The organism is Klebsiella sp. CD33 (genome assembly GCF_051992865.1).
GTDB classification, from domain to species: domain Bacteria; phylum Pseudomonadota; class Gammaproteobacteria; order Enterobacterales; family Enterobacteriaceae; genus Klebsiella; species Klebsiella pneumoniae.
Window position 1 is genome coordinate 3,088,997 of the sequence record NZ_CP197023.1, and the last position, 22,591, is coordinate 3,111,587.

The 22,591-nt window shown below is 55.1% G+C and carries 27 protein-coding genes; 13 read left to right on the plus strand and 14 right to left on the minus strand.

What is annotated here, in order from left to right; genetic code table 11:
- The first annotated feature begins 63 nt into the window (after positions 1-63).
- The 6 genes from ACR809_RS15390 to ACR809_RS15415 all read left to right on the plus strand — a co-directional run bounded on the left by ACR809_RS15390 (position 64) and on the right by ACR809_RS15415 (position 3,216).
- A complete protein-coding gene (locus ACR809_RS15390; RefSeq protein WP_004213095.1) occupies positions 64-363 on the plus strand; it encodes a helix-turn-helix domain-containing protein in 300 nt (99 codons plus the stop codon).
- Between the two features lie 115 nt (positions 364-478).
- The gene (locus tag ACR809_RS15395; protein ID WP_040181453.1) at positions 479-1,462 is read left to right on the plus strand and encodes a phage integrase; all 984 of its coding nucleotides are present in this window, start codon (positions 479-481) and stop codon (positions 1,460-1,462) included.
- A 264-nt stretch (positions 1,463-1,726) separates the two neighbouring features.
- Entirely contained in the window at positions 1,727-2,740 is a 1,014-nt protein-coding gene (locus tag ACR809_RS15400; protein WP_122051408.1) for a sensor domain-containing diguanylate cyclase, read from the plus strand.
- A 57-nt stretch (positions 2,741-2,797) separates the two neighbouring features.
- Positions 2,798-2,899, plus strand: coding sequence for a YoaK family small membrane protein (locus ACR809_RS15405; protein ID WP_004150782.1), 102 nt, complete (start codon positions 2,798-2,800; stop codon positions 2,897-2,899).
- Entirely contained in the window at positions 2,899-2,973 is a 75-nt protein-coding gene (gene yoaJ, locus ACR809_RS15410) for a protein YoaJ (RefSeq protein WP_004213093.1), read from the plus strand. The genes ACR809_RS15405 and yoaJ overlap by 1 nt, the downstream gene beginning before the upstream one ends.
- 117 nt (positions 2,974-3,090) lie before the next feature.
- The gene (locus tag ACR809_RS15415) at positions 3,091-3,216 is read left to right on the plus strand and encodes a hypothetical protein (protein WP_004140488.1); all 126 of its coding nucleotides are present in this window, start codon (positions 3,091-3,093) and stop codon (positions 3,214-3,216) included.
- A 59-nt stretch (positions 3,217-3,275) separates the two neighbouring features.
- Here ACR809_RS15415 and ACR809_RS15420 read toward each other — a convergent pair whose 3' ends face one another.
- From ACR809_RS15420 to fraE, 4 genes are all read right to left on the minus strand, one after another.
- Positions 3,276-3,539: a DUF2534 family protein gene (locus ACR809_RS15420; protein WP_004140489.1), complete on the minus strand. Its 264-nt coding sequence runs from the start codon at positions 3,537-3,539 to the stop codon at positions 3,276-3,278.
- Positions 3,540-3,669: 130 nt separating this feature from the next.
- Positions 3,670-4,308, minus strand: a complete 639-nt coding sequence (leuE, locus tag ACR809_RS15425) for a leucine efflux protein LeuE (RefSeq protein WP_004150783.1) — start codon at positions 4,306-4,308, stop codon at positions 3,670-3,672.
- Between the two features lie 89 nt (positions 4,309-4,397).
- Positions 4,398-5,312 (minus strand): kdo(2)-lipid IV(A) palmitoleoyltransferase, encoded by a 915-nt coding sequence (gene lpxP / locus ACR809_RS15430; protein ID WP_004148038.1) that lies wholly within the window; start codon positions 5,310-5,312, stop codon positions 4,398-4,400.
- Between the two features lie 661 nt (positions 5,313-5,973).
- Entirely contained in the window at positions 5,974-7,017 is a 1,044-nt protein-coding gene (gene fraE, locus ACR809_RS15435; protein WP_004179363.1) for a fructose-asparagine asparaginase, read from the minus strand.
- A 302-nt stretch (positions 7,018-7,319) separates the two neighbouring features.
- Between fraE and ACR809_RS15440 the strand changes: the two genes are divergently transcribed.
- Together ACR809_RS15440 and ACR809_RS15445 are read left to right on the plus strand one after the other, a co-directional pair.
- Positions 7,320-8,528 carry an HD-GYP domain-containing protein gene (locus ACR809_RS15440; protein WP_004140494.1) on the plus strand — a complete coding sequence of 403 codons (1,209 nt, stop codon included), beginning with the start codon at positions 7,320-7,322 and terminating at the stop codon, positions 8,526-8,528.
- 73 nt (positions 8,529-8,601) lie between these two features.
- The gene (locus ACR809_RS15445; protein ID WP_032432901.1) at positions 8,602-10,386 is read left to right on the plus strand and encodes a sensor domain-containing diguanylate cyclase; all 1,785 of its coding nucleotides are present in this window, start codon (positions 8,602-8,604) and stop codon (positions 10,384-10,386) included.
- Between the two features lie 6 nt (positions 10,387-10,392).
- Here the strand turns inward: ACR809_RS15445 and ACR809_RS15450 are convergent, their stop codons facing one another.
- Positions 10,393-11,283: a LysR substrate-binding domain-containing protein gene (locus ACR809_RS15450; RefSeq protein WP_004150788.1), complete on the minus strand. Its 891-nt coding sequence runs from the start codon at positions 11,281-11,283 to the stop codon at positions 10,393-10,395.
- A gap of 120 nt (positions 11,284-11,403) precedes the next feature.
- Here ACR809_RS15450 and ACR809_RS15455 point away from each other — a divergent pair, with 120 nt between their 5' ends.
- A complete protein-coding gene (locus tag ACR809_RS15455; RefSeq protein ID WP_122051410.1) occupies positions 11,404-12,912 on the plus strand; it encodes a UbiD family decarboxylase in 1,509 nt (502 codons plus the stop codon).
- A gap of 33 nt (positions 12,913-12,945) precedes the next feature.
- The gene (locus tag ACR809_RS15460; RefSeq protein ID WP_032410895.1) at positions 12,946-13,110 is read left to right on the plus strand and encodes a hypothetical protein; all 165 of its coding nucleotides are present in this window, start codon (positions 12,946-12,948) and stop codon (positions 13,108-13,110) included.
- A 112-nt stretch (positions 13,111-13,222) separates the two neighbouring features.
- Here ACR809_RS15460 and ACR809_RS15465 read toward each other — a convergent pair whose 3' ends face one another.
- The 3 genes from ACR809_RS15465 to ACR809_RS15475 form a co-directional block, all read right to left on the minus strand.
- The gene (locus ACR809_RS15465) at positions 13,223-13,909 is read right to left on the minus strand and encodes a KPN_01159 family EAL domain c-di-GMP phosphodiesterase (RefSeq protein ID WP_122051411.1); all 687 of its coding nucleotides are present in this window, start codon (positions 13,907-13,909) and stop codon (positions 13,223-13,225) included.
- A 397-nt stretch (positions 13,910-14,306) separates the two neighbouring features.
- A complete protein-coding gene (locus ACR809_RS15470; protein WP_122051412.1) occupies positions 14,307-14,486 on the minus strand; it encodes a hypothetical protein in 180 nt (59 codons plus the stop codon).
- Between the two features lie 39 nt (positions 14,487-14,525).
- Complete coding sequence (locus ACR809_RS15475; protein ID WP_004150791.1) at positions 14,526-15,158, minus strand: helix-turn-helix domain-containing protein; 633 nt, start codon at positions 15,156-15,158, stop codon at positions 14,526-14,528.
- Between the two features lie 566 nt (positions 15,159-15,724).
- Here ACR809_RS15475 and ACR809_RS15480 point away from each other — a divergent pair.
- On the plus strand, positions 15,725-15,922 hold the full coding sequence (locus tag ACR809_RS15480) for a hypothetical protein (RefSeq protein ID WP_004140506.1): 198 nt from the start codon (positions 15,725-15,727) through the stop codon (positions 15,920-15,922).
- Positions 15,923-16,037: 115 nt separating this feature from the next.
- Here the strand turns inward: ACR809_RS15480 and cydB are convergent, their stop codons facing one another.
- From cydB to ACR809_RS15510, 6 genes are all read right to left on the minus strand, one after another.
- Complete coding sequence (gene cydB, locus ACR809_RS15485; RefSeq protein ID WP_004183659.1) at positions 16,038-17,048, minus strand: cytochrome d ubiquinol oxidase subunit II; 1,011 nt, start codon at positions 17,046-17,048, stop codon at positions 16,038-16,040.
- Positions 17,045-18,451, minus strand: a complete 1,407-nt coding sequence (locus ACR809_RS15490) for a cytochrome ubiquinol oxidase subunit I (RefSeq protein WP_004140511.1) — start codon at positions 18,449-18,451, stop codon at positions 17,045-17,047. Before ACR809_RS15490 ends, cydB begins: the two co-directional genes overlap by 4 nt.
- A gap of 55 nt (positions 18,452-18,506) precedes the next feature.
- A complete protein-coding gene (locus tag ACR809_RS15495) occupies positions 18,507-19,394 on the minus strand; it encodes a manganese catalase family protein (protein ID WP_004179357.1) in 888 nt (295 codons plus the stop codon).
- Between the two features lie 16 nt (positions 19,395-19,410).
- Entirely contained in the window at positions 19,411-19,917 is a 507-nt protein-coding gene (locus tag ACR809_RS15500) for a ferritin-like domain-containing protein (RefSeq protein ID WP_004140514.1), read from the minus strand.
- Positions 19,918-19,943: 26 nt separating this feature from the next.
- A complete protein-coding gene (locus tag ACR809_RS15505; RefSeq protein WP_004148027.1) occupies positions 19,944-20,438 on the minus strand; it encodes a YciE/YciF ferroxidase family protein in 495 nt (164 codons plus the stop codon).
- A 90-nt stretch (positions 20,439-20,528) separates the two neighbouring features.
- Complete coding sequence (locus ACR809_RS15510) at positions 20,529-20,714, minus strand: general stress protein (RefSeq protein WP_004150795.1); 186 nt, start codon at positions 20,712-20,714, stop codon at positions 20,529-20,531.
- A 219-nt stretch (positions 20,715-20,933) separates the two neighbouring features.
- On the opposite strand from ACR809_RS15510, the gene ACR809_RS15515 reads away from it, so the two are divergent.
- On the plus strand, positions 20,934-21,269 hold the full coding sequence (locus ACR809_RS15515; protein WP_032421220.1) for a hypothetical protein: 336 nt from the start codon (positions 20,934-20,936) through the stop codon (positions 21,267-21,269).
- Positions 21,270-21,336: 67 nt separating this feature from the next.
- Entirely contained in the window at positions 21,337-22,530 is a 1,194-nt protein-coding gene (locus tag ACR809_RS15520) for a zinc-dependent alcohol dehydrogenase (protein ID WP_021462619.1), read from the plus strand.
- Positions 22,531-22,591 lie beyond the last annotated feature (61 nt).

Sequence of the window (22,591 nt, forward strand, 5' to 3'; positions counted from 1 at the left end):
AAGAGACTTACTCAAATGAAAATTTATTATCCATACGCGTAATATTTTCCCAAAGAGGTTTTTATGTCAATCCCTATTTCAGAGAAGTTGAAGCTTATCAGGGAGTCAGAACGGCTTAATCGTAGGCAATTCAGCGAGTTAACAGGAGTAATTTACAGCACACTTTCTGGCTATGAGGCTGGTACAAAAAGTGCGAGCCTTGAACCAATCATGAAAATCTTCCAACACCCTAGATTCGTGAAATACACACTGTGGTTTATGACCGATCAGGTTTCGCCTGAAGCCGGTCAAATCGCACCGGCCCTCGCACACTTTGGGCAAGACTTAACAACCTCGCAGCACTCAGACCAAAAGACTGGTTAACAATTAACCAGTCCTACATACATTTCAAATGTCTATTATTGGTCGAAAAGTATTCATCACATAATTGCAACGCGTTGAGGCCGAAAGGCAAACGCACCCATCGGAGGGTTTTCTTATGACTATTAAGAAACTCGATGATGGTCGATATGAAGTGGACATCAGGCCTGCTGGTCGCAATGGAAAGCGTATCCGCAGGAAGTTTGATAAGAAAAGTGAAGCGGTAGCTTTCGAGAAGCATACCCAGTTCAACCACCACACCAAAGAATGGTTATCAAAACCGACGGATAAGCGGCATCTGTCTGAACTGATACAGCTTTGGTGGAATTTGAAAGGCAAGCATGATGAGCACGGTCGGATAAACCGCAACAAGTTAGATATTTTTTGCAGGATTACCGACGATCCTTGTGCTTTTCAGATTACAAAAGCGCTGATTAGTCAGTATTACGCGGCAAGAAGAAGCCAGGGCATTAAAGCTTCCACCATTAACCGTGATCTCAACAGCATCAGTGGCATGTTCACAGCGCTTATCGAGGCCGAGTTGTTTTCGGGTGAACATCCGATCAGAGGGCGGAAGAAGTTGAAAGAAGATGTCCCAGAAACTGGCTATCTGACAGAGGACGAAATCAAGCACTTGCTCTTTAAACTGGATGGCGACAACAAGAAGATAGCTGTTCTGTGTTTAAGTACTGGTGCTCGCTGGGGCGAAGCGGCTCGACTCAAGGCGGAACACATCATACAGAACCGTGTGACGTTCGTTAAAACCAAGAGTAACAAGCAGCGGACTGTTCCAGTTTCAGCGGAAGTGGCAAAACTCATAGCGGATGGTAAACGAGGGTTGTTATTTGGTAAGGCGTCTTATTCTGACTTCAGGCAGATACTCAGGGAAGTAAAACCTGATCTTCCGACCGGCCAGGCGACGCATGCACTACGCCACAGTTTCGCGACGCACTTTATGATTAATGGGGGAAGCATCATTACATTACAGAGGATCCTAGGACATGCGCGAATTGAGCAAACTATGGCCTACGCTCACTTTGCGCCCGAATACCTCCAGGATGCAATCTCACTTAACCCGCTGAGAGGTGGTGCTGATGCGTAAAATGTCCACATTATGTCCACACTTAGGTAGGTAAATATGGCTTTCAACGGTATTGCGTGCCGCGCAACCCCGCATTGCACCGTTGAAAGCCGTAGTGTCTGGGGTGGCTAACGCACCCGACGGGGCTTTTTTTCCCACCGCGTGGACAAGTATTCCCCAGACAGATGTGATAAATTTAAAAATATCACTGTTTATTTGACGCTGATGTCCGTTTGCAGCCCAATATGCTGGGGTGACGTTTGGCGTGCTGGAGCTGTATTATTCATGTCAGATTTTATTCTTGCCCGGGTGTCGCAAACCCTCGCTGCGGAACAATCCCTGGAAACCCTGGTGCGCCAGCTGCTGGAGATGCTGGAGGCGGTGACGCGAATGGAGTCCACCTACCTCACCCGCATTGATATCAACGCCCAGCGGCAGCAGATCATGTTCGCCCACAACAGCAGCGAAATGCAGATCCCGGAAGGATTTTCCGTCCCCTGGGATGAATCCCTGTGCAAACGCGCCCTTGAGGATCAGTGTACGTTTAGCAATGACGTTGCCAACCGCTGGCACTCCTGCATCGCCGCCCAGGAGCTGGGAATCGCTACTTTTTTAAGCATTCCCGTCCGCCTGGCCGACGGTTCTCTGTTCGGCACCCTCTGCGCCACCAGCCGGCAACAACAGCCTTATAACCTCGAAGGCGAACAGGTCATGGGCCTGTTCGCGAAGCTCATTTCCCACTACGTGGAAAAAGACACCCTGGTGCAACAGCTGCAGGCGGCAAACGTCGCGCTGGAGCTGCACTCGTCTACCGATGAGCTCACCCAGCTTCCCAATCGCCGCGCGCTGTTTAAGCAGCTGGCGTTACGCTTTGCCTCCGCCCGCGCCCAGCAGCAGCAGGTCTCGCTTATTTTTATCGATCTCGATGGTTTCAAAGCCATTAACGATCGGTTCGGCCATCCGTGCGGCGACAGCTTTCTGGTGCAGGTCGGCAAACGACTCACCGCTGTCGCGCGCCGGGAAGATATCGTTGGCCGCCTTGGCGGCGATGAGTTTTTGATCGTCGGTAGCGCCCAGCAGCCTGCCGCACACCAGGCGTATGTCACGTCCCTGCGTCAGGCTCTGTGCGGCGTCTACTTCCTCGGCGAACAGCGTATCGACTATGAGGGCGCCAGCTTCGGGGTGGTCACCTGCGATCCGCAGAGTATCGATGTTGAAGCGGCCTTACGCGCTGCCGATGAGGCGATGTACCAGGATAAGAAGTCCCGCCGCCAGGAGAATTTCATTCATATTGACTAAAGTACCGCGATATCCAGTATCATGCAGGGCATCATTCGTGGGCACAGGGACACAATCATGAAATTGGGTATTCTTTTCCCGGTGGCGATCTTTATCATCGCCGTCGTCTTTCTCGGCTGGTTTTTTGTCGGCGGCTATGCGGCGCCGGGTGGGGCATAATGAAAAAAAGCACCATTATCATGCTGGTCGTCGCCATCGTGGCGGTGGCCGGCACCCAGTTTGGCTGGTGGTGATCGCCGCGGCGATATTGCGGAGTTATCCTATCCCATCAATAAGTTAACCCTTTACACTCACGTTATCCGCCGCGGCATTCTCGGCCCCGGGGAATAAGAATAGCGGGAGAAGTAAGGATGAAAAAACCGATCGTGTTACCGTTGATTATTGCGCTGTGCACGCTGTTATCGGGATGCATTATTGACGATGGATATCATCCCCATCGCCACCACCACCATCATCACTATCATGACGACGACTAATGCTTCACGCTGTTGATAAGCCGATAAGACAGGGCGAACCGCGGTTCGCCCGTTGACGCTTAATCCTGACGATCGGCGCCGAGGAAAATAAAGCCGAGGGGGATAGCGAAGAGCGCGGTAAAGACAATGCTGTAAACCGTCACCATCGCCCCCTGCAGGAAGAACATGGACGTCGTCCACTCTGAGTACGGCATATTGTACTCGCTCACCACGCCCCCGAAGGTCGCCCGCCCCACTACCGCCAGCGCGATAGCAAACACCACCGCGAGCGACAGACAGTATTTTTTGCAGTTTTTATTGCTGAGGAGTTTTTGCAGAATCATCGGGGCTTCCTTTTTGCTGAGCGATAAACGGCTGTATATGTAACACCAATGCAATAAAAAATGAAGGGTTTTTGTTACAGGGCAGAATAAGAGACGGCGGGCCGGTCAGCGGGTAACCGGCCCGTGGGGATCAGGACTGCAGGGTAGCCAGGCGCGCGGCGAACCCGACGAAAACCAGACCAATCAGGCTGTTGCCAAGTTTAGCCAGCTTCTTGCGGGTTTTGACGTAGCGGGTGACAAACGAGCCGGAGAGGATCAAAAAGCTCATATAGCAGAAGCTAATCACCTCGAGGGTCAGCGCCAGGATAAAGAACGCCACGCCGGGGGTTTTGGCGTTGACATCGATAAACTGCACGAAAAACGACACATAGAACAGAATCGCTTTCGGATTGGTCAGGCTCAGGGTCAGGGAGCGCTTGAGGATCGCGCTCGCCGGCTCCGCGCTGGCGTCGGACTGGCCGTCGCGCTGGGTCAGCACCGCATAGAGCATTTTGCCCCCGAGCCACAGCAGGTAAATTGCCCCGAGGTAGCGCACGACGTTAAACAACACCGGCGTGGTTTTAATCAGCGTCGCCACCCCGGCGAAGGCCAGAAACATCAGCACTGCGTCGCCAATAAAGACGCCCGCCGCCGCCAGATAGCCTTTCTTCACCCCGTGGGCAATGCCCGTTTTCAGCACGAAAAACGTATTAGGGCCAGGAACGAGGATGATAAACACCGCCCCGACCAGATAGGTTAAATAATTCAGAACACCAAACTCAGCGAACACTCTGCACTCCTTCGCGCACGACTAAAACATGATCCGGCTCACGTTACCCCAACTGTCGGGATTTTGAAAGCGCAGCCTGTGCGGGAAGGTTAATAGACGGAAGGTTCGCCCAGCGGGCGGGTTTTAAAACGACGGTGTACCCACAGATACTGCTCGGGAGCGCGCAGGATCTCGCGCTCAATAACCTTGTTGATATAGCCGGCGGCGATCTGCTTATCCTCACCCGGATAGTCATTCATCACCTCGCTGATATGCAGGCTATAGCCCCGGCGATCCAGCTTACGTACCATGCTGATGCTCAACATTTTCGCGCCCGATAAGCGGGACAGGACATAGGTGCCGTTGGTGGTCGCCGCCTGCGGGACGGAGAAAAAAGGTGCAAAGACGCTGCCCTTGGGACCGTAATCCTGATCGGGCGCGAACCACACCGCTTCACCGGATTTTAAGGCATGCACCAGACCGGTCAGGTTGTTGCGATCGATCATCGCTTTGTTCGAACGCAGGCGACCGCGGGTTTGCACCCACTCCATCAGCGGGCTGTTGTGCGGCCGGTAGGTGGCCATCATTGGCCGACACAGCCCCATCGCGCGGCCGCCCAGCTCCAGCGACATAAAGTGCACGCCGACGACCATTACCCCTTTCCCACCGCTAAGCGCGTGATTAAGGTTGGCGAACCCCTCGACATCAAACCATTTTTTGACCCGCTCGTCGCTCCAGAACCAGGCCATGCCGGTTTCGATAAGCCCCATTCCCAGCGACATAAAGTTTTGATCGATCAGCGTCTCGCGCGCCGCTGGCGACATGTCCGGGAAGCAGAGTTCAATATTACGTCGGGCGATATGTTCGCGGCGTTTAAGAAAGCGACGGGAAAGGCGACCAGCGCTGGTGCCGATAAAATGCAGCAGCGGATAAGGCAGTTGCACGATTAACCAGAGGATGCCGAGCCCGAACCAGGTCAGCCAGTTACGCGGGTGTAAAAGTTGTTTATTAAATACGCAGGCCATGATTTTTCCTGTAAACATTAATTATGTGGTAACGCTTAAGGAAAAAAGAATCCATTTATCATCATTAGGCGGTACGTACAGCAAGTTCGACAATACTAATCCGCTGAAATTCCCTCCTGCAAGTAAAAAACAGCAAGCTGACAAAAAAACATAATTGCGGCACATATGTTACTAAATGTAAACTTAAATCTTGAACCACGCTTAATATATTCATCATGCATATCATTTTCACGCTAATCATCAGCGTTACTAACGAAAACAACCGAAAGCTGCCGCAGTGTGGCCCTGGCCGCCGGTGGCAGGCGTCCGCTGAGCCGCGCGATCGGCGGCCTGCCCGCGTTGGGATGCATCGTAGTCTGGCAAAGCGAGTATTAAACGCGTCCCACTGCGAAATGCATCTTTTTTAATCCGTCAGCATAAAAAAGATTAAAACGACTTTAAGACAACAATTAAGAATAGACTTATTTAAACCTGCTTTTAAAATAAGCGCGGTGCATTGAAATACTGTGCCCGCCGGACAATAAAAAATATTTCTTTACGCCTCGTGGGAAACACAGGTGGAGTGAATGATGGGCAATCATTCGCCATCGATTTGCATGGAAGCCAGGTCATTGAGAAGAAAGCACGGCGAGGGTGTGAACAACGCCCTCGCCGCAGAGGATCAGTAGGTATGGAAATATTGCTGAATCAGCTGCGGATCTTTAGTCTGCGTCAACGCGGTCATCAGCAGTATACGCGCTTTTGCCGGGTTGAGGGAGTCGGCCACCAGCCCGGGCTGGCTGTCATCCGGCGGTACGACTCCGCTGCCGGTACGGGAGGCTCGCACCACCACGATGCCCGCCTGCTGCGCTTTTTTGATACCGGCGGCGCTACGTACCGACACCGACCCCGCCCCGGTTCCGGCGTAGATAATACCGTCGGCATGATGGGCGATCGCCGCATCGTACATATACTCCGGATCGTCCTGGTAACCATAAATAATCACCACCTTCGGCAGAACCTTCAGCTGACGCACATCGAACACCGAGCGCAGCGTGTGAATTTTATCCACCCGCGTCTCGAACTGGGGTTTTCCGCCCACCACGACACCAAGATAGCCCTCCTCGGGCGCCCGGAAGGTATCCAGCGAAGTGGCATTAGTTTTGGTGACAAAGCGCGCCGCGCCGATGCGGTCGTTAAGCACCACCATTACCCCGCGTCCCCGGGCATCAGGATCGGCGGCGACCGTGACCGCTTCCAGCAGGTTCATCGGCCCGTCGGCGCTGATCGCCGTCGCCGGGCGCATCGCCGCGGTAAAGACCACCGGCTTGTTGCTTTTCACCGTCAGATTGAGGAAATACGGGGTTTCATCCAGCGTGTCCGTGCCATGGGTGATCACCACGCCATCGACATCGTCCCGGGCCAATAGCGCATTTACCCGCTTCGAGAGCTGGAGAATAATATCGCTGGTCATATTCTCACTGCCAATATTCGCCACCTGCTCGCCCTCGACGTGAGCGATTTTACTCATTTCCGGCACGGCGTTAATCAGCGTCTGCACCCCAAGCGCCCCGGCTTTATAGCCGGTTGTTTGGGTATTGCTGGCCGCCGAACCAGCAATCGTTCCGCCGGTGGCTAAAATAACAATATGCGGAAGACGCGTCTCGCTAAACGCCAGGCTGCTCATCGTCAATAACGCAATGGCAAGTAATGCTCTAAAATTCATACAGGTCACTCCCTTCATAGACATTAATCAAACTTACGCTTGCTTAATGCAAAGGGCTTGCCAGAATTCATTTCTTTTCTGGGGGGGAAATGGTTAACTATCAGACAATAATAAGGTTCTTAGGACGATATCGCCCAACTCTGGTGCACCACTGGATCTGAAACGGGCAGAGCTATGAACCAAAACATTCTGAGGATTTACCTGTTCAGCAACACACAACACGCATTGCGATCAGATTATCGACACTTCCGTCACCGGCGAGAGCATTTTTGCCCGCCAGGTCACGCGAACGGAGAACAGAGATGCGTATTGCCCTGAAGTCGGCCCTGATGCTGACCACCAGAGTCATCCAGATCATTAACCCTGAACTGCACCGGCATATGCAACGAACGGCCTTAATCGCCCTGACGCTGGCGCAAAGGCTGGAACTGCCTGACGAACGGCAGCAGACCATTTTTTGCGCCGCGCTGCTGCACGATATCGGCGTGCTGGGGGATAAACGCACCATTCATTCGCTGGATGCTATCGATAATATCCACGACCCGCATCAGCGCCAGGGTGTGGCGATGCTGGAGGGATTAGCGACCTTCCAGCCCATCGTTCCCTTTATTCGCGATCACCATTTTAGCCCGAACCACCGGGGCTCCCGCGAACAGCACATTGTCTATTTCGCTGATGCCTTTGAACGGCTGCTGCCGGCCGATAGCCACGTTGCCGCCTGGCCCACGCGGGCGGTGGTGGAACAGTTCGTCGCTTTGCATCGGGAGATCGATCCGCCGCTCTGCGATATCCTGTGCGAGGTCGCTGAAAATGCGAACTTCTGGCAGCACCTTCACCCCGGCCATATTCAGCGGCTGCTGGAGATTATTGGCCCCATCAACACGCGCTATCTGGATATTCACGGTCTGAAGGATGTCTGCCTGCTGATTGCCAAAATCGTCGACACCTACAGCAGCTTTACCGCCACCCATAGCATCATGGTGGGGGAAATCGCCCGCCAGCTTGCCCGCTGGATGCAGCTGCCGGAGCCTACCTGCCAGCAAATACAGATAGCCGGCTATCTACACGATATTGGCAAGGTCTATATCCCACTCTCCATTCTCGAAAAAGAGGGCGAGCTGGATGATGAGGAGCTGAGTCAGGTGCGGGAGCACAGCTACATGACCGGCGAACTTCTCAGCGACTATAGCGAGCTCGGCGACATCATTAACTGGGCCTCGAATCATCATGAAAAAATGGACGGCAGCGGCTACCCTCTGCATCTCGAAAAGGAGCACCTGACCCTCGCCGACCGGATTATCTCCATCGCCGATATTTTCACCGCGCTGACCGAAGATCGCCCTTATCGTAAAGGGATGGCCTGGCAGGAAGCCTTACAGATTATGGAAGCGGATGTTATAAATGGCGCTCTGGATAGCGATGTCTTCCTCGTTTTGCGCCACCATGCGGAAACGCTACACGCCATCATTCTTCAGACCCTTGCCCCTCTGCATAGCGAGCGCCGCCTCTGAAGCGGGCCGCCGTCGTGGCGGGGGCGGAGTTCTATAATCAAAACAGCTTCATCTGCATGCAAGGAAATTCACGGTGAGAATCGCCACCATCACTAACTGGGCTTACGGGATCACCGTTGGCCTGACGCTGGCTTCCGGGAGCGCTATGCTCATGGCCTCCAGCGCCGACCGCGTCGAACGCCAGGCGGTACAGCAGCGCCAGGTCTTTGATACCCTCTCCGACGAGGTGGAAAACGACGCCTGGGCGCTGTCTGACCTCGCCCGGCTGTACGTGATAAAGCCTTCGCCGGAGACGCTTACGCAATATCAGCAGCTGCAGCAGACCGACAAGAGCATAGAGCAGCGGCTGGGCGGCCTGAAAGATAACGGCGCCAGCCGCGAGGAGCTGGCGCTGCTTCAGGATGGCCTGCGGATCGCCAATGAGCTACAGGATGAACAGCAGGCGGCCCTGGCGCATGTCGCTCGCGGCGATGCGCCAGCGGCCATCGCGGTGCTGTACGGCACCGCGTACGAGACTGAACTGGAGCGCATGCAGACGCAGATCGATCGCTTCCGCCAGATGCTTGAGCATCGCGCCGCCGTCGCTATCGACCAGGCCACCGAGCGCTCGCGGATCTGGCGTACGCTGTCGGAAATCATGGTCGGCCTGACCGCCCTGATGTTTTTGTTCGTCCTCGGCTTCATTCTCAAACGCCGGGTGCTCTACCCGGTGGTTCGCCTGAGCGACGTGGTCCAGCGTCTCGCCTCCCAGGATTATGCGGTGGAGACGCCGCACTTTACCCAGGTGGATGAGATTGGTGACATGGCTCAGGCGATCCGCATTTTTCGCGAGAACGGCCTGGCCCGTCAGCGGCTGGAGCAGCAGCGCGACGCCGACTGGGCGATCCGCGAGCTGCTGGCGCGTATGACTCAGCGGCTGCAGGGCTGTGAAACCATTGAGGATGTGATTAAGGTGGCGGAGCGGTTTGCGCCGAATATCGCCCCGACGATCCCCGGTAAACTGTATGTTCTGGATACCGACCCCTGGCAGCTGCGCTGCGTAGCGCAGTGGCTGTCGCCCGCCGGTGAGACGACGCCCTTTTCTCCCGACGACTGCTGGGCGATACGGCGGGGACTCAGCCATCCGCCGGTGCAGGGCGAGCCCGATATCACCTGCTATCATCTGCCGGAGACGCACGCCGGCCAGTCGCTCTGCGTACCGCTCATCGCCCAGGGCGAAGCCATTGGCCTGCTGACCTTCCAGAACGTCACCGCCAGTGACGCTCCTTCCCGGGCCTATCTCGAGCTGATGGCGGAAGCGTTGGGCCTGGCGCTGGCCAATCAGCGTTTGCGCAGCGCCCTGCTGGAAAAAGCGCTGTTCGATTCCCTGACCGGCCTGCGTAACCGCCATCATCTTGACGAAGCGCTGCATTCGCAGATGGCGCTGGCGGTCCATACCCATACTCCGCTGAGCTGTCTGATGATCGACATCGATCATTTTAAAACCATCAATGATCGCTATGGCCATGAGGCTGGGGATCTGGTGATTAAGAGCGTTGCGACCATTGTGCAGCGCGCGGTGCGCGATATCGGCATGGCTTTCCGCTACGGGGGCGAGGAGTTTTTAGTGCTGCTCCCCGGGATTGACGAAGCCGGGGCGCACCAGTGCGCCAGCGAGATCTACACCCAGGTGCGCAATATGACGCTGCGTGATGGTCTGACCGAGATAGGCCAGGTGGATGTGTCGATTGGCATCGCCAGCTACCCGCAGCACACCCAAAGCGATAGTCTGCTGCGCGCGGCGGATGCCGCGCTGTACCGGGCGAAAGAGCTGGGCCGTTCAAGGATTGTCAGCTTTGGCCGCCTGAAGACCAGCTAACCGGGACTATCGCTCAGCGGTATTAAGCAGCGAGATAACTTTCCTTACCACCGCCGAACGAATATGGCGGTGGTAAACCATGCTCAGCTCACTCTCCGCCAGCCGATCCTGGAGATCGATATACACCACGTTATCAAGGCGTAAGGCCCGCGCCGAGAGCGGAACCAACGCCACTCCCACCCCGGCGGAGACCAGGCTAATCATCGAGGTAACGTCGTTAATCCGCTGCGCCACCTGCGGCGTAAAGCCCGCGACGCGACAGGCATCCATAAAAACCTGCTCCAGTCCGGTGCCCTGCGGATCGTCAAGCGAGATCCAGTTGTCAGTGCGCAATGAGGCCAGATTAAGCGCGCCCACGCCGGCCAGCGGATGCTGTTGATAGAGGGCCAGGCAGAGCTTTTCACGTACAAACGGCCTGACCACCAGCGCGTCCGGCGGCGAGGCCAGCGGCGCGCGGATGATGGCGATATCCAGACGCAGATCCAACAGCGCTTCGTAGAGCATTTGCACATCCCCCTGCACCAGCGACAGCTCAATCCCCGGCCAGTCGGCGCGCAGCCGGCGCAGGAGCCCCGGCAGTTTACTGTCGTACATCGCGCTGGAGACATACCCCAAATGCAGCCTCCCCTGCTCGCCCCGCGCGGTGCGCTGGGCGTCCAGCACCGCCTGATCGGCCATTTCCAGCGCCAGCCGCGTCTTGTGTAAAAAGGCCTCGCCCGCGGCGGTCAGAGTCAGACGGCGGTTAGCGCGGGAAAAGAGCACCACGCCCAGGCGCTGCTCAAGCTGCTTAATCTGCTGACTGAGGGCGGGCTGGGCGATATGTAACCGCTCCGCCGCCCGGTGCATATGCAACTCTTCGGCAACGACCACAAAATGGCGTAACGCTCGCAAGGACATGGTCGGACTCCTCCCTACAAATTGATAAGAAAAAGCTTATCAATAAAGCATAAATGATGCAATTGATAACCATTAGCCTGCGAAGCATACTGTGCGCATCGATACGCTAAGGAGAACATCATGACCGCACCGATTCAGGATCTGCGCGACGCCATCGCGCTGCTGCAACAGCATGACAATCAGTATCTCGAAACCGATCATCCGGTTGACCCTAACGCCGAGCTGGCCGGTGTTTATCGCCATATCGGCGCGGGCGGCACCGTGAAGCGCCCCACCCGCATCGGGCCGGCGATGATGTTTAACAATATTAAGGGTTATCCACACTCGCGCATTCTGGTGGGTATGCACGCCAGCCGCCAGCGGGCCGCGCTGCTGCTGGGCTGCGAAGCCTCGCAGCTGGCCCTTGAAGTGGGTAAGGCGGTGAAAAAACCGGTCGCGCCGGTGGTCGTCCCGGCCAGCAGCGCCCCCTGCCAGGAACAGATCTTTCTGGCCGACGATCCGGATTTTGATTTGCGCACCCTGCTTCCGGCGCCCACCAACACCCCTATCGACGCCGGCCCCTTCTTCTGCCTGGGCCTGGCGCTGGCCAGCGATCCCGACGACGCCTCGCTGACCGACGTCACCATCCACCGCTTGTGCGTTCAGGGCCGGGATGAGCTGTCGATGTTTCTTGCCGCCGGCCGCCATATCGAAGTGTTTCGCCAGAAGGCCGAGGCCGCCGGCAAACCGCTGCCGATAACCATCAATATGGGTCTCGATCCGGCCATCTATATTGGCGCCTGCTTCGAAGCCCCTACCACGCCGTTCGGCTATAACGAGCTGGGCGTCGCCGGCGCGCTGCGTCAACGTCCGGTGGAGCTGGTTCAGGGCGTCAGCGTCCCGGAGAAAGCCATCGCCCGCGCCGAGATCGTTATCGAAGGTGAGCTGTTGCCTGGCGTGCGCGTCAGAGAGGATCAGCACACCAATAGCGGCCACGCGATGCCGGAATTTCCTGGCTACTGCGGCGGCGCTAATCCGTCGCTGCCGGTAATCAAAGTCAAAGCAGTGACCATGCGAAACAATGCGATTCTGCAGACCCTGGTGGGACCGGGGGAAGAGCATACCACCCTCGCCGGCCTGCCAACGGAAGCCAGTATCTGGAATGCCGTCGAGGTCGCCATTCCGGGCTTTTTACAAAATGTCTACGCCCACACCGCGGGTGGCGGTAAGTTCCTCGGGATCCTGCAGGTGAAAAAACGTCAACCCGCCGATGAAGGCCGGCAGGGGCAGGCCGCGCTGCTGGCGCTGGCGACCTATTCCGAGCTAAAAAATATTATTCTGGTTGATGAAGATGTCGACATCTTTGACAGCGACGATATCCTGTGGGCGATGACCACCCGCATGCAGGGGGACGTCAGCATTACGACAATCCCCGGCATTCGCGGTCACCAGCTGGATCCGTCCCAGACGCCGGAATACAGCCCGTCGATCCGTGGAAATGGCATCAGCTGCAAGACCATTTTTGACTGCACGGTCCCCTGGGCGCTGAAATCGCACTTTGAGCGCGCGCCGTTTGCCGACGTCGATCCGCGCCCGTTTGCACCGGAGTATTTCGCCCGGCTGGAAAAAAACCAGGGTAGCGCAAAATAAGCAATAGCCGCCGGTAAACGGCGGCATTTTTCCATGCCGCGCGATCCTGAGCGGATGGCGCAGGCAGGATTAATTGATCGCAGCGGCGAGATCTTTTTTCACCAGCTCGCGCAGCTCAGAAGTCAGCACCTGGCTTACGTCGAAATGGCGATCGGGGCGTTACGCATGGGGGTATTTACAGGGAATGATCCTTCATAAAAAAGAGAGGCGCTTATCACTGCGCTAATAAAGACTATCTGTAGCAAAGGGGGTATTTAAAACTGGATAATAAAAGAATAGCAGGTAACCGAAACCAGCCCCCGGTCGACCCTCAACCGCAAAGAAAAATATATTCTTCCTTCCAGTAGCGGCCCTGACCTATGATGTCCCCGGCAGAAGTGATTAACCGTTTTTGCTTTTCGGTTTCGATACCCTCAACGATCACATGGCCGGTCAGGGTATGAATAGACTGCAACAGACCGGGCAAAGCGGGGTCGTTTTCTTTATCCCAGAAGTAATCCTTATCCACTTTGACGCAATCGAAGCGGAATCTCTCCAGCAGCGGGAAGGAGGTTCGCCCGCGACCAAAATCATCCAGCCAGACCGGACAAAGCGCCGCCAGCGTGCTTAGCGCCGTCAGCTCGCAGCCGGCGATAAACTCATGAAAATTCTCATTTATCTCCAAAGCAATATGCTTACACGAGCGCAGAAAATCGCAGAGATAGCGGTCCGTCAGAATAAAATGGCTTAATAAATCATCGATATTGAGCGAGATCGGCTTATTATCGACCAGGGAAAAATCAAATACGGAAAGCAACTCGATTTGTCGGGTAAATAGTGCAAGCTTATCGCTTTCGGTAAGCGTGGAGAAAGAAAACGCGGGCGCTGAGGCGTTATTTCGTGCGGGTGCTATAATATCTTTAGTGAGCAATTCCCACGAGTGGCAGCTGCCATCATCGCTAATAGCGGGCTCCAGTACGAAGCGATAGGAGGTATTTTTCGCGTTTTCTTCAACCATTTAAAAAATACCAAAAATAAGAAAGGGTTAAAGCATGTCATATATTTCCCGCCAACAAAAATAGTTTAAAATGATCGATAAGAAACATTCGATAGCTAAAAACTATCAACATATAATTTATTGATCGGTAAAGTGAATTAATATAAATTAGCCACCGCTGTCGCATGCGTTTAGACAACAATTAAAATATTGTTTCAAACCAGCCAGTTACATGACGAGCCGCATCCAGTCGTAGCCACATTACGCTTTTCCCCGGCGGCAAAAAAAAGCGTGGTGTAATAAAAATCAAAAATACAAGCCGCCAGTTTTCGTCCTTTCGTATGCCAAAAGATGAATAATCTCTGACCCAACGCAACCGCTTGCCAATAATAAAAACGCTGCCCCGGTCAACGAAACGTCATACTTTACCGCTACCTTGCTGGCAGAACAGGCGCAGCGGATAATGGGCAGTGAAAAGAAAATACATGGTTCCACTGGCGCTAATGCTCCTCATGCTCATCGCCAGCGCATGGCTGGAACTGACCCCGCGGCCTGTCGCCAGAGGGCTGTGCGTCTGGTTCGACGGGGCAATGGTCAACTGTCTGCAGAGGCAACGGCTGGGCGAAAGGTTGCCGATTCACTCGCTGGCCAGGCGGTAAACGGGCACTCGTCGGGTGGTATTGAACAAATTGTCGCTGACCTCCACCTCCGTCGTGACAATCGCCATGCCGGACCGGCGCAACTGCGCGATGTCCGCCGCCACTCGCTGACTGCCGAACCAGAACAGGGCGTCGAGAGCGGTGACCGGCAGGCCGGCGTTCAGCGCCTGGCGGAGCCGCTCCCGGGCCGGCTTTATCTCCCGGGCAATCTGCTGGTACGGGGCCGCCGTCAGCCCCGTTGCATCGACGCGACGAATGCGGTTTGCCAGGCGGTAATGAAAGGCTTCCGGTACAGCCTGTAAATCCTGTTTCAAACTATAGACGCAGCCGTAACGTTTGCCGTTGAAAACGGCGGCTTTACGGCTAAGCTGCAGCGTCTCGCGAACATCGGCGATTAGCTGCGGCGCGCGCACCAGCAGCAGGCGAAAAGGCAGCTCGAAGCTGGTGACATAGTCGACGTTCAGTAACGCAATGCGCAGGCGCTCCTCTGCCCCGGCCCGCAACTGACGACACTCCAGGTATACTTCGCGCCACTGCTCCCGGAGCCGTGGAGTCTCACCGGCTTCGGTAAACTGGTATTTTTCAATATCGTAATCAATTCTCCCGGCCACCGCGCATTCCTTTCTGAATCAGTCCGCGGGTTATATTATCATCCTCCGACGCCGTCCCCTATGCCCAACGCCGCTGTCGTTGTCGATTATTTACGATAAAGATAACGGGTGATGATCACATCAAGAACAAACAGCAGGAAGATAACGCTGCTTAACCATAATAAGCCTGCGAATAAATCAAGTAATTGCATCGTTGTTCCCTCGCCGTTGGCCCTAAAAAAGACGCTCCATCACCATAAAGTAGTTAACAACCACCTTAACAGCCACAGAATAAAATTATTTAGCACGATGCCATCCCAAGCCCGGACAGATTCATTTTATTGTCATTAATTTGTCATCAAAAAATGTCTATCATCAACCGGCGCCGCAGGGTCGTCTCTGCCGTCATGGTATGGCGGACAACGCGTCGCCACGCGGTTTAACAACACGGAATAACCTCGCCCTGCCTCATTCTTACTGTCATTGCATAATTTTATACCAGGCACGTTTGTCATCCTGCTGAATAATCCGTAAAAGCGCCGTAAGCAATAAAACCCCTGCAGATTGGTTTACCATGGAGAAATAAGATGCCTAGCGAAAAAGCCCGCAGCCTTGACCATTTCTATGAATTACTGGCGACAGGACAACACCCGAAGATTGAACTCGATTTTGATGTCGCCGCGGACGATTTTTTTAAAATCGCCACCGAGTTTGGCGATATTGGCGCGAGGATCACCCGGGTTAACGAACGATTTATTATTAAGATCAAGCCGCCGAAGGCATAAACACCCGGCCAGAGTCGTTGCAGCAGATCACCGGTTTGTGCGCATCCCTCTCGGTCATCCCTGACCGGACGGCGCGACGCGCCGGCAAATCCTCACCTGCCGGCGCGAATCAGGCTCAGTGATAGCCCTCGCTGCCGGAGACTTTGCCGCGAAAGACGTAGTAGCTCCAGGCGGTATACATCAGGATCACCGGGATAATGAGCAGCGCGCCCGGCAGCATAAATACCTGGCTGGACGGCGGCGCAGCGGCATCCCACAGAGAGATATGCGGTGGGATAATGTTCGGCCAGACGCTGATCCCCAGCCCGCTGAAGCCGAGGAAAATCAGGCCCAGCGTCAGGATAAATGGGCGGGCATGGCTGGCGGGGCGCGCGCTCAGGCGCCAGATCCACAGGCTCAGAGCCAACACCAGAATCGGCACCGGCACGAACCAGAAGAAATTGGGCAGCGTAAACCAGCGTTCCGCCACGTAGCGCCAGCCCAACGGCGTCCAGACGCTGACCACCGCGATCACCACCATCAGCGCCAGCAGTACCTTGCGGGTCAGCTCGCGCATCCGCTGCTGCAGCGCGCCTTCGCTTTTCATAATCAACCACGTGGTGCCCAGCAGCAGATAGGCCACCACCAGCCCCAGACCGCAGAACAGATTGAAAGGGGTAAGCCAGTCCAGCGTCGAACCGGCGAAGCGGCGGTCAGCCACCGCAAAGCCGTTGATAAACGCGCCGACGACAATCCCCTGGCTGAAGGTCGCCAACAGCGAGCCGCCGGCAAAGGCATAGTCCCAGAAGATGCGATGCGAGGGAACCGCTTTAAAACGAAATTCAAAGGCCACGCCGCGAAAAATCAGGCCGATGAGCATCGCCGTCAGCGGGATAACCAGCGCATCGGTGATCACCGCATAGGCCAGCGGAAAGGCGCCGAACAGCCCTGCCCCGCCGAGTACCAGCCAGGTTTCGTTACCATCCCAGACGGGGGCGACGCTGTTGACCATCACATCGCGCTCTTCGCCATCATGCACCACGCTGAACAGCATCCCAATACCTAAATCGAAACCATCCATCACGATATACATCAGCGTGGCGAAGACAATGATGACAAACCAAATCACCGAGATATCGATGCTCATGATGCGTTCTCCTCATCACGCACCGGCTCAGCCGCTGAGAGCGGACGCGCCGGGGTGCCTGCGGTTTGCGAGGTCAGCTCAGTCACCGGCTGCGGCCCTTTTTTGATAAGCCGGAAAATATAGTAATACCCCACGCCAAACACGGCGCAGTAAACCACGATAAATACCAGCAGGCTGATGGCCATCTGCAGGGTGCTGTGCAACGACACCGCATCCCGCGTGCGCAGCAACCCGTATATCACCCACGGCTGGCGGCCCATCTCGGTGGTCACCCACCCGGCGACCAGGGCAATAAGACCGGCGGGCCCCATACAGAGCGCAAACCACTGGAAGGGACGCGAGTGGTACAGCCGCCGCCGATAGCGCAGCCAGGCGCTGCAGATCCCTAAGGCGATCATCAACACGCCCATCCCGACCATGATGCGAAACGACCAGAAGACGGCGGGCGAATAGGGTCGGTCCTCTTTCGGGAAGTCTTTCAGGGCCGGCACCTGCTTATGCAGGCTGTGGGTAAGGATCAGGCTACCGAGAGCGGGGATCTCCAGACCATAGCGGGTCCGCTCCTGCTCCATGTCCGGCAGGCCAAACAGCAGCAGCGGCGTGGCCTCGCCGGGGCGATTTTCCCAGTGCCCTTCGATGGCCGCGATCTTCGCCGGCTGATGCTCAAGGGTGTTAAGACCATGCATATCCCCCACCACCGCCTGGATCGGCGCCACCAGCAGCGCCATCCACATCGCCATCGACAGCATTTTGCGGATGGCCGGCGAGTCGTTGCCGCGCAGAAGATGCCACGCGGCAGACGCCCCGACGAACATGGCGCTACTGAGAAACGCGGCTATCGCCATATGGAACAAGCGATACGGAAAAGAGGGGTTAAAGATAATCGCCAGCCAGTCCTGCGGGATGAGATGGCCATTTTCGATGATAAAACCCTGCGGCGTCTGCATCCAGCTATTGGAGGCAAGGATCCAGAAGGTAGAAACCAACGTGCCAAGCGCCACCATGCAGGTGGTAAAAAAATGCAGCGCTGGCGGCACTTTATTCCAGCCAAACAGCATCACCCCGAGGAATCCCGCTTCAAGGAAGAAGGCGGTCAGCACTTCGTACAGCAGCAGCGGGCCGGTAATACTGCCAGCGAACTGGGAAAATCCGCTCCAGTTGGTGCCGAACTGATAGGACATGACTAATCCGGAGACTACGCCCATGCCAAAATTGACGGCAAAGATTTTCAGCCAGAAATTGTAGAGTGAACGCCAGACATTATCCCGGGTTCGCAGCCACATCCCCTCAAGCACCACAAGGTAGCTGGCAAGGCCGATGGTGATGGCCGGAAAGAGGATATGGAAGGATACGGTAAAGGCGAATTGCAATCGGGCCAGATGAAACGCGTCGAATTCAAACATATTCCACACCCATCATTGTGAATCGCCCCGGCCGCAGCCGGGGCTCATGCGAACATCACTTAGCCGATGATGAAGTGTTTTGCTTCCCGGCGCCGAGTTCGGCGCCGGTCAAAGGATCGCCCTGCGGGTCAGACTGCGTTCGCTTCAGCATCGCTTTGCACAGCGCTTCCTGCTCTGGCGTCAGGCCGACAGAAGCACTGCCATCTCCGCCGTCTACGCCCGGCTGTGGATCCTTGACATAATCGAAGTGTTTGTCACTGTTCCAGCTGCCGCGTACTTCTCCACCTTCAGACATATTGTAGTAGGTGTTAGCGTACTCGCTAATGGGCGGCAGTTTGCCCGGTGGATAGTTGTTGCGAATCGACTGCAGGGCCTTCTCAAAAGAGAGCTGATGCGCCGCTTCGCGGGTCATCAGGAAGGCCAGCGCGTCTTTCACGCCAGGATCGTCGGTCACGTTGATCAGGCGTTCATAGACGATCTTCGCCCTCGCCTCCGCCGCGACATTCGACCGCAGGTCGGCGGTGGGTTCGCCGATAGTATCAATGTAGGCCGCCGTCCACGGCACGCCCGCCGAGTTGGTCAGCGGGGTACCGCCGCCGTACAGCAGGGATGTAATATGGCTGTCATTGCCGTTGGCGGTGAGCGAACGATAGAGTTCCGCTTCGCTCTCGGTGCCCTCCGCCAGGGCTCCTTTGGCGCCTTTATTCAGCATGCCGACCAAAGTGCCAATGATCTCCAGATGGCTCAACTCCTCTGTCGCGATATCCATCAGCATATCTTTGCGGCCGGGATCGTCATCGCTTAATCCCTGGGTGAAATAACGACACGCGGCGGCCAGCTCGCCCTGAGGGCCGCCAAACTGTTCGAGCAGTAAATTCGCGAGCCCCGGATTCGGTTCAGCAACGCGTACGGTATACTGCAGTTGTTTCACATGACGAAACATAGGCCTGCCTCCTGGGTTATTTTTTCGCTTCTACGCCGTCAGCATCTGAACGCAGGAGAAACTGCTCCGTGGTCTGAGGAATATGTTTAATCAGCCAGTCGGCCATTTCCCGCTCTTCCGCCAGGATGGCTTCAATGGCTGGGATGGAGGCGGTATCGCCCGCTTTTTCAGCGGCCGCCAGCAGAGAGGTATAGCAGGCGATTTCAAACTGCTCGAAAACGTACCCGCTGATCGAGCCTTTGACGATTTCATCGGAAGGAAACATCCCGCCGATGGACTGGCCGAGAGCCGCCATTTTACTCATCGAATCTTTAATCACCGAGCGCGAAATCTCATTGCGGTCGAGGATCTCTTCCAGCACGGTAATTTGCCGTTTGGTCTCGTTAACATGCTGTTCGATTCTGGCACGGAGATCCGGATAATTATCGATACGGCCAGCCATTGATTCCAGCATGGACTCTGCCTGTTTTTCCATGGCATGCGCATCTCGTAGCCAGTCATGGTAATGTTCAACGTGATTCATCGTGATTTCCTCGTGTCAGGGAGAGTTTATTTTTCCGCTTTCTTATTAATATTACCTACCGCCAGATCGGTTAATTTCACATCGGTTTGTTTTTCTTCTTCCAGGGTTTCGGCAAGCAGTTTGGCTGCTTTTTTATAGCCCAACTGCTCTGCCAGGGTGACCAGAGTACCGTAACTGGCAATTTCGTAATGCTCGACCTTTTGCGCAGCGGCAATTAATGCAGCATCACGTACCTCATTTTTTTCCGTGCTCTCAACGACTTCATTAGCTTCTTCGATTAATCCTTCCATGGCCACGCATTTCATGCGTTTGATTTTCAGGTTGGATTCCTGTTCAATAATCTGGTCGATACGTTCGATCTGGCCCTGGGTTTCTTCAAGATGAGCATTGAACGCCGCGCTGAGTTTTTCACTGGACGCCGCTCTGGCTAGTTTAGCCAGCCCGCGGGTTAATTGTTTCTCTGCGCTGTAGGTATCTGAGAGCAGGTGAATAAATACATCTTCAATGCTTTTCATATTCATAGAAATACCTTCTGGAGTCAGAAAATAACTGCGAGTCTGTGACAGACTCGCAGGAGATACTTTCACTTCAGGGTGCAAGGAAAAGGATAATCAGGAATTATCGGACTTGCGGCCACCGCCGTGGCTATTCTGTCCGCCTTTTTTACCCGCTTCGGACGCACGCTGCGGATCATTTTTAAAGTTCCCGCCGCTGTGCTGACCACCTTTACGACCTGCTTCAGAAGCTTTTTCACGGTCTTCAGCAAAATTACCGGAACCACCACGATGCTCTGCCATATTTCACCTCATGTATATCGGTTATGTCAGTACGATACGAAAATATTCCGTATCACTCGTCGTTCGATATTTAAATCTAGCGGGTAATGCTGGTTAGTCAAATTATTATTCCGTTTTTTCGACACCTTTTAGCAGTAATTCGGAATAATTCTACAAGACACCTCAAAAATAACCAGACGGCACCTTGCCGCTAACTCACTGTGTTCAGGGAAATAATGTATGCAGATCACCTCTGCGGCAAAGAATTATCTATACCGGAGGATTACTACCGTTGGGTTATATAACGAAGCGGCAGCATTGCCCTTTGCCAGACGGAAATTAAGAATTTTCCCTGATTTTACGGATAAAAAAAAGCCGCTGGGGAAGCGGCTAGCAAACAAAATGGAGCGAATATCATGCCCGATTAATACTGGCACACATAAGGGCAATAGGCAAATAACCTCAACAAACCAGCTGCTAAATAAGCGAAGCGTGGAATATATTCAGCTCCTGGAATATCACGCAGTTCCATTATTAGTACTCTACGCTTTATTTTTTACGATGATTTATCGGTGACGATAGCAGCCGTTCACCAGGCCGAAGAACCGCATGCTGTCAACCTTTCTCTCGAGGAGAATATTCTATGAAAGCACTCACTTATCACGGCCCGCATCATGTCAGCGTCGACACCATGCCTGACCCGGCTCTTGAGGCAGCGGACGATATTATTCTGCGCGTCACCGCGACAGCGATTTGCGGTTCCGATCTGCATCTGTACCGCGGAAAGATCCCCGGCACGCACCATGGTGATATTTTCGGCCATGAATTTATGGGGGAAGTGGTGGAAGCCGGTTCCGAGGTCACCGCGGTCCGCAAAGGCGACCGGGTGGTTATCCCGTTTGTCATCGCCTGCGGAGACTGCTTCTTTTGTCGCTTGCAGCAGTATGCCGCCTGCGAAAGCACCAATAGCGGCCAGGGAGCGACGCTCAATCGAAAAGGCATTTCGCCACCGGCGGCGCTGTTTGGCTATAGCGATTTGTACGGCGGGATCCCGGGCGGCCAGGCGGAATATGTACGGGTCCCCAAAGCCAATACCGGACCGTTTAAAGTGCCAGACACCTTACCCGATGAAAAGGTGCTGTTTCTGTCAGATATTCTGCCCACCGCCTGGCAGGCGGTTAAAAACGCCGAGGTCAAACCCGGCAGTAGCGTGGCTATTTTTGGCGCCGGCCCGGTAGGCCTGCTCTGCGCCTCCTGCGCCAGGCTCAATGGCGCAGAACAGATATTTATCATCGATCATAACGATTACCGACTCGATTTCGCGCAACAACGCTATGGCGCGATCCCGATAAACTTTGACCACCATGACGATCCTGCGCAGTGGATTATCGATAACACGCCGGGCCATCGCGGCGTCGACTCGGTGATCGACGCCGTGGGCTTCGAGGCGAAAGGTAGCCTTACGGAAACCGTCCTCAGCACCCTGAAAATCGAGGGGAGCAGCGGAAAAGCCCTGCGCCAGTGCATCGCCGCCGTGCGCCGCGGCGGCATCGTCAGCGTACCCGGGGTTTACGCCGGTTTCATCCACGGCTTTATGTTTGGCGATGCCTTTGATAAAGGACTGACCTTCAGGATGGGACAAACCCACGTCCACGCCTGGTTGCCGGATCTGCTGGCGCTTATTGAGCAAGGGCTGCTTACCCCGGAGGAGATTGTCACTCACCATATGCCGCTGGAGGAGGCCGCGCGCGGCTATCAGATCTTTGAGAAACGTGAAGAGGCGTGCCGCAAAGTGATCCTCGTACCGGGAATGCAGCCCGGGAAGGCGACCCTCTGAGAAGGCGATTAACGCGCAAGGAAATTCTCGGCGGACCGATCGCGGCATGATATAAACATAG

Bases quoted from the DNA above. Each gene is read 5' to 3' on its own strand.
- ACR809_RS15390 (WP_004213095.1), top strand. From the start codon at position 64: ATGTCAATCCCTATTTCAGAGAAGTTGAAGCTTATCAGGGAGTCAGAA.
- ACR809_RS15395 (WP_040181453.1), top strand. From the start codon at position 479: ATGACTATTAAGAAACTCGATGATGGTCGATATGAAGTGGACATCAGG.
- ACR809_RS15400 (WP_122051408.1), top strand. From the start codon at position 1,727: ATGTCAGATTTTATTCTTGCCCGGGTGTCGCAAACCCTCGCTGCGGAA.
- ACR809_RS15405 (WP_004150782.1), top strand. From the start codon at position 2,798: ATGAAATTGGGTATTCTTTTCCCGGTGGCGATCTTTATCATCGCCGTC.
- ACR809_RS15415 (WP_004140488.1), top strand. From the start codon at position 3,091: ATGAAAAAACCGATCGTGTTACCGTTGATTATTGCGCTGTGCACGCTG.
- ACR809_RS15420 (WP_004140489.1), bottom strand. From the start codon at position 3,539: ATGATTCTGCAAAAACTCCTCAGCAATAAAAACTGCAAAAAATACTGT.
- lpxP (WP_004148038.1), bottom strand. From the start codon at position 5,312: ATGGCCTGCGTATTTAATAAACAACTTTTACACCCGCGTAACTGGCTG.
- fraE (WP_004179363.1), bottom strand. From the start codon at position 7,017: ATGAATTTTAGAGCATTACTTGCCATTGCGTTATTGACGATGAGCAGC.
- ACR809_RS15440 (WP_004140494.1), top strand. From the start codon at position 7,320: ATGCGTATTGCCCTGAAGTCGGCCCTGATGCTGACCACCAGAGTCATC.
- ACR809_RS15450 (WP_004150788.1), bottom strand. From the start codon at position 11,283: ATGTCCTTGCGAGCGTTACGCCATTTTGTGGTCGTTGCCGAAGAGTTG.
- ACR809_RS15455 (WP_122051410.1), top strand. From the start codon at position 11,404: ATGACCGCACCGATTCAGGATCTGCGCGACGCCATCGCGCTGCTGCAA.
- ACR809_RS15460 (WP_032410895.1), top strand. From the start codon at position 12,946: ATGCCGCGCGATCCTGAGCGGATGGCGCAGGCAGGATTAATTGATCGC.
- ACR809_RS15465 (WP_122051411.1), bottom strand. From the start codon at position 13,909: ATGGTTGAAGAAAACGCGAAAAATACCTCCTATCGCTTCGTACTGGAG.
- ACR809_RS15480 (WP_004140506.1), top strand. From the start codon at position 15,725: ATGCCTAGCGAAAAAGCCCGCAGCCTTGACCATTTCTATGAATTACTG.
- cydB (WP_004183659.1), bottom strand. From the start codon at position 17,048: ATGAGCATCGATATCTCGGTGATTTGGTTTGTCATCATTGTCTTCGCC.
- ACR809_RS15490 (WP_004140511.1), bottom strand. From the start codon at position 18,451: ATGTTTGAATTCGACGCGTTTCATCTGGCCCGATTGCAATTCGCCTTT.
- ACR809_RS15495 (WP_004179357.1), bottom strand. From the start codon at position 19,394: ATGTTTCGTCATGTGAAACAACTGCAGTATACCGTACGCGTTGCTGAA.
- ACR809_RS15500 (WP_004140514.1), bottom strand. From the start codon at position 19,917: ATGAATCACGTTGAACATTACCATGACTGGCTACGAGATGCGCATGCC.
- ACR809_RS15505 (WP_004148027.1), bottom strand. From the start codon at position 20,438: ATGAATATGAAAAGCATTGAAGATGTATTTATTCACCTGCTCTCAGAT.
- ACR809_RS15510 (WP_004150795.1), bottom strand. From the start codon at position 20,714: ATGGCAGAGCATCGTGGTGGTTCCGGTAATTTTGCTGAAGACCGTGAA.
- ACR809_RS15515 (WP_032421220.1), top strand. From the start codon at position 20,934: ATGCAGATCACCTCTGCGGCAAAGAATTATCTATACCGGAGGATTACT.
- ACR809_RS15520 (WP_021462619.1), top strand. From the start codon at position 21,337: ATGAAAGCACTCACTTATCACGGCCCGCATCATGTCAGCGTCGACACC.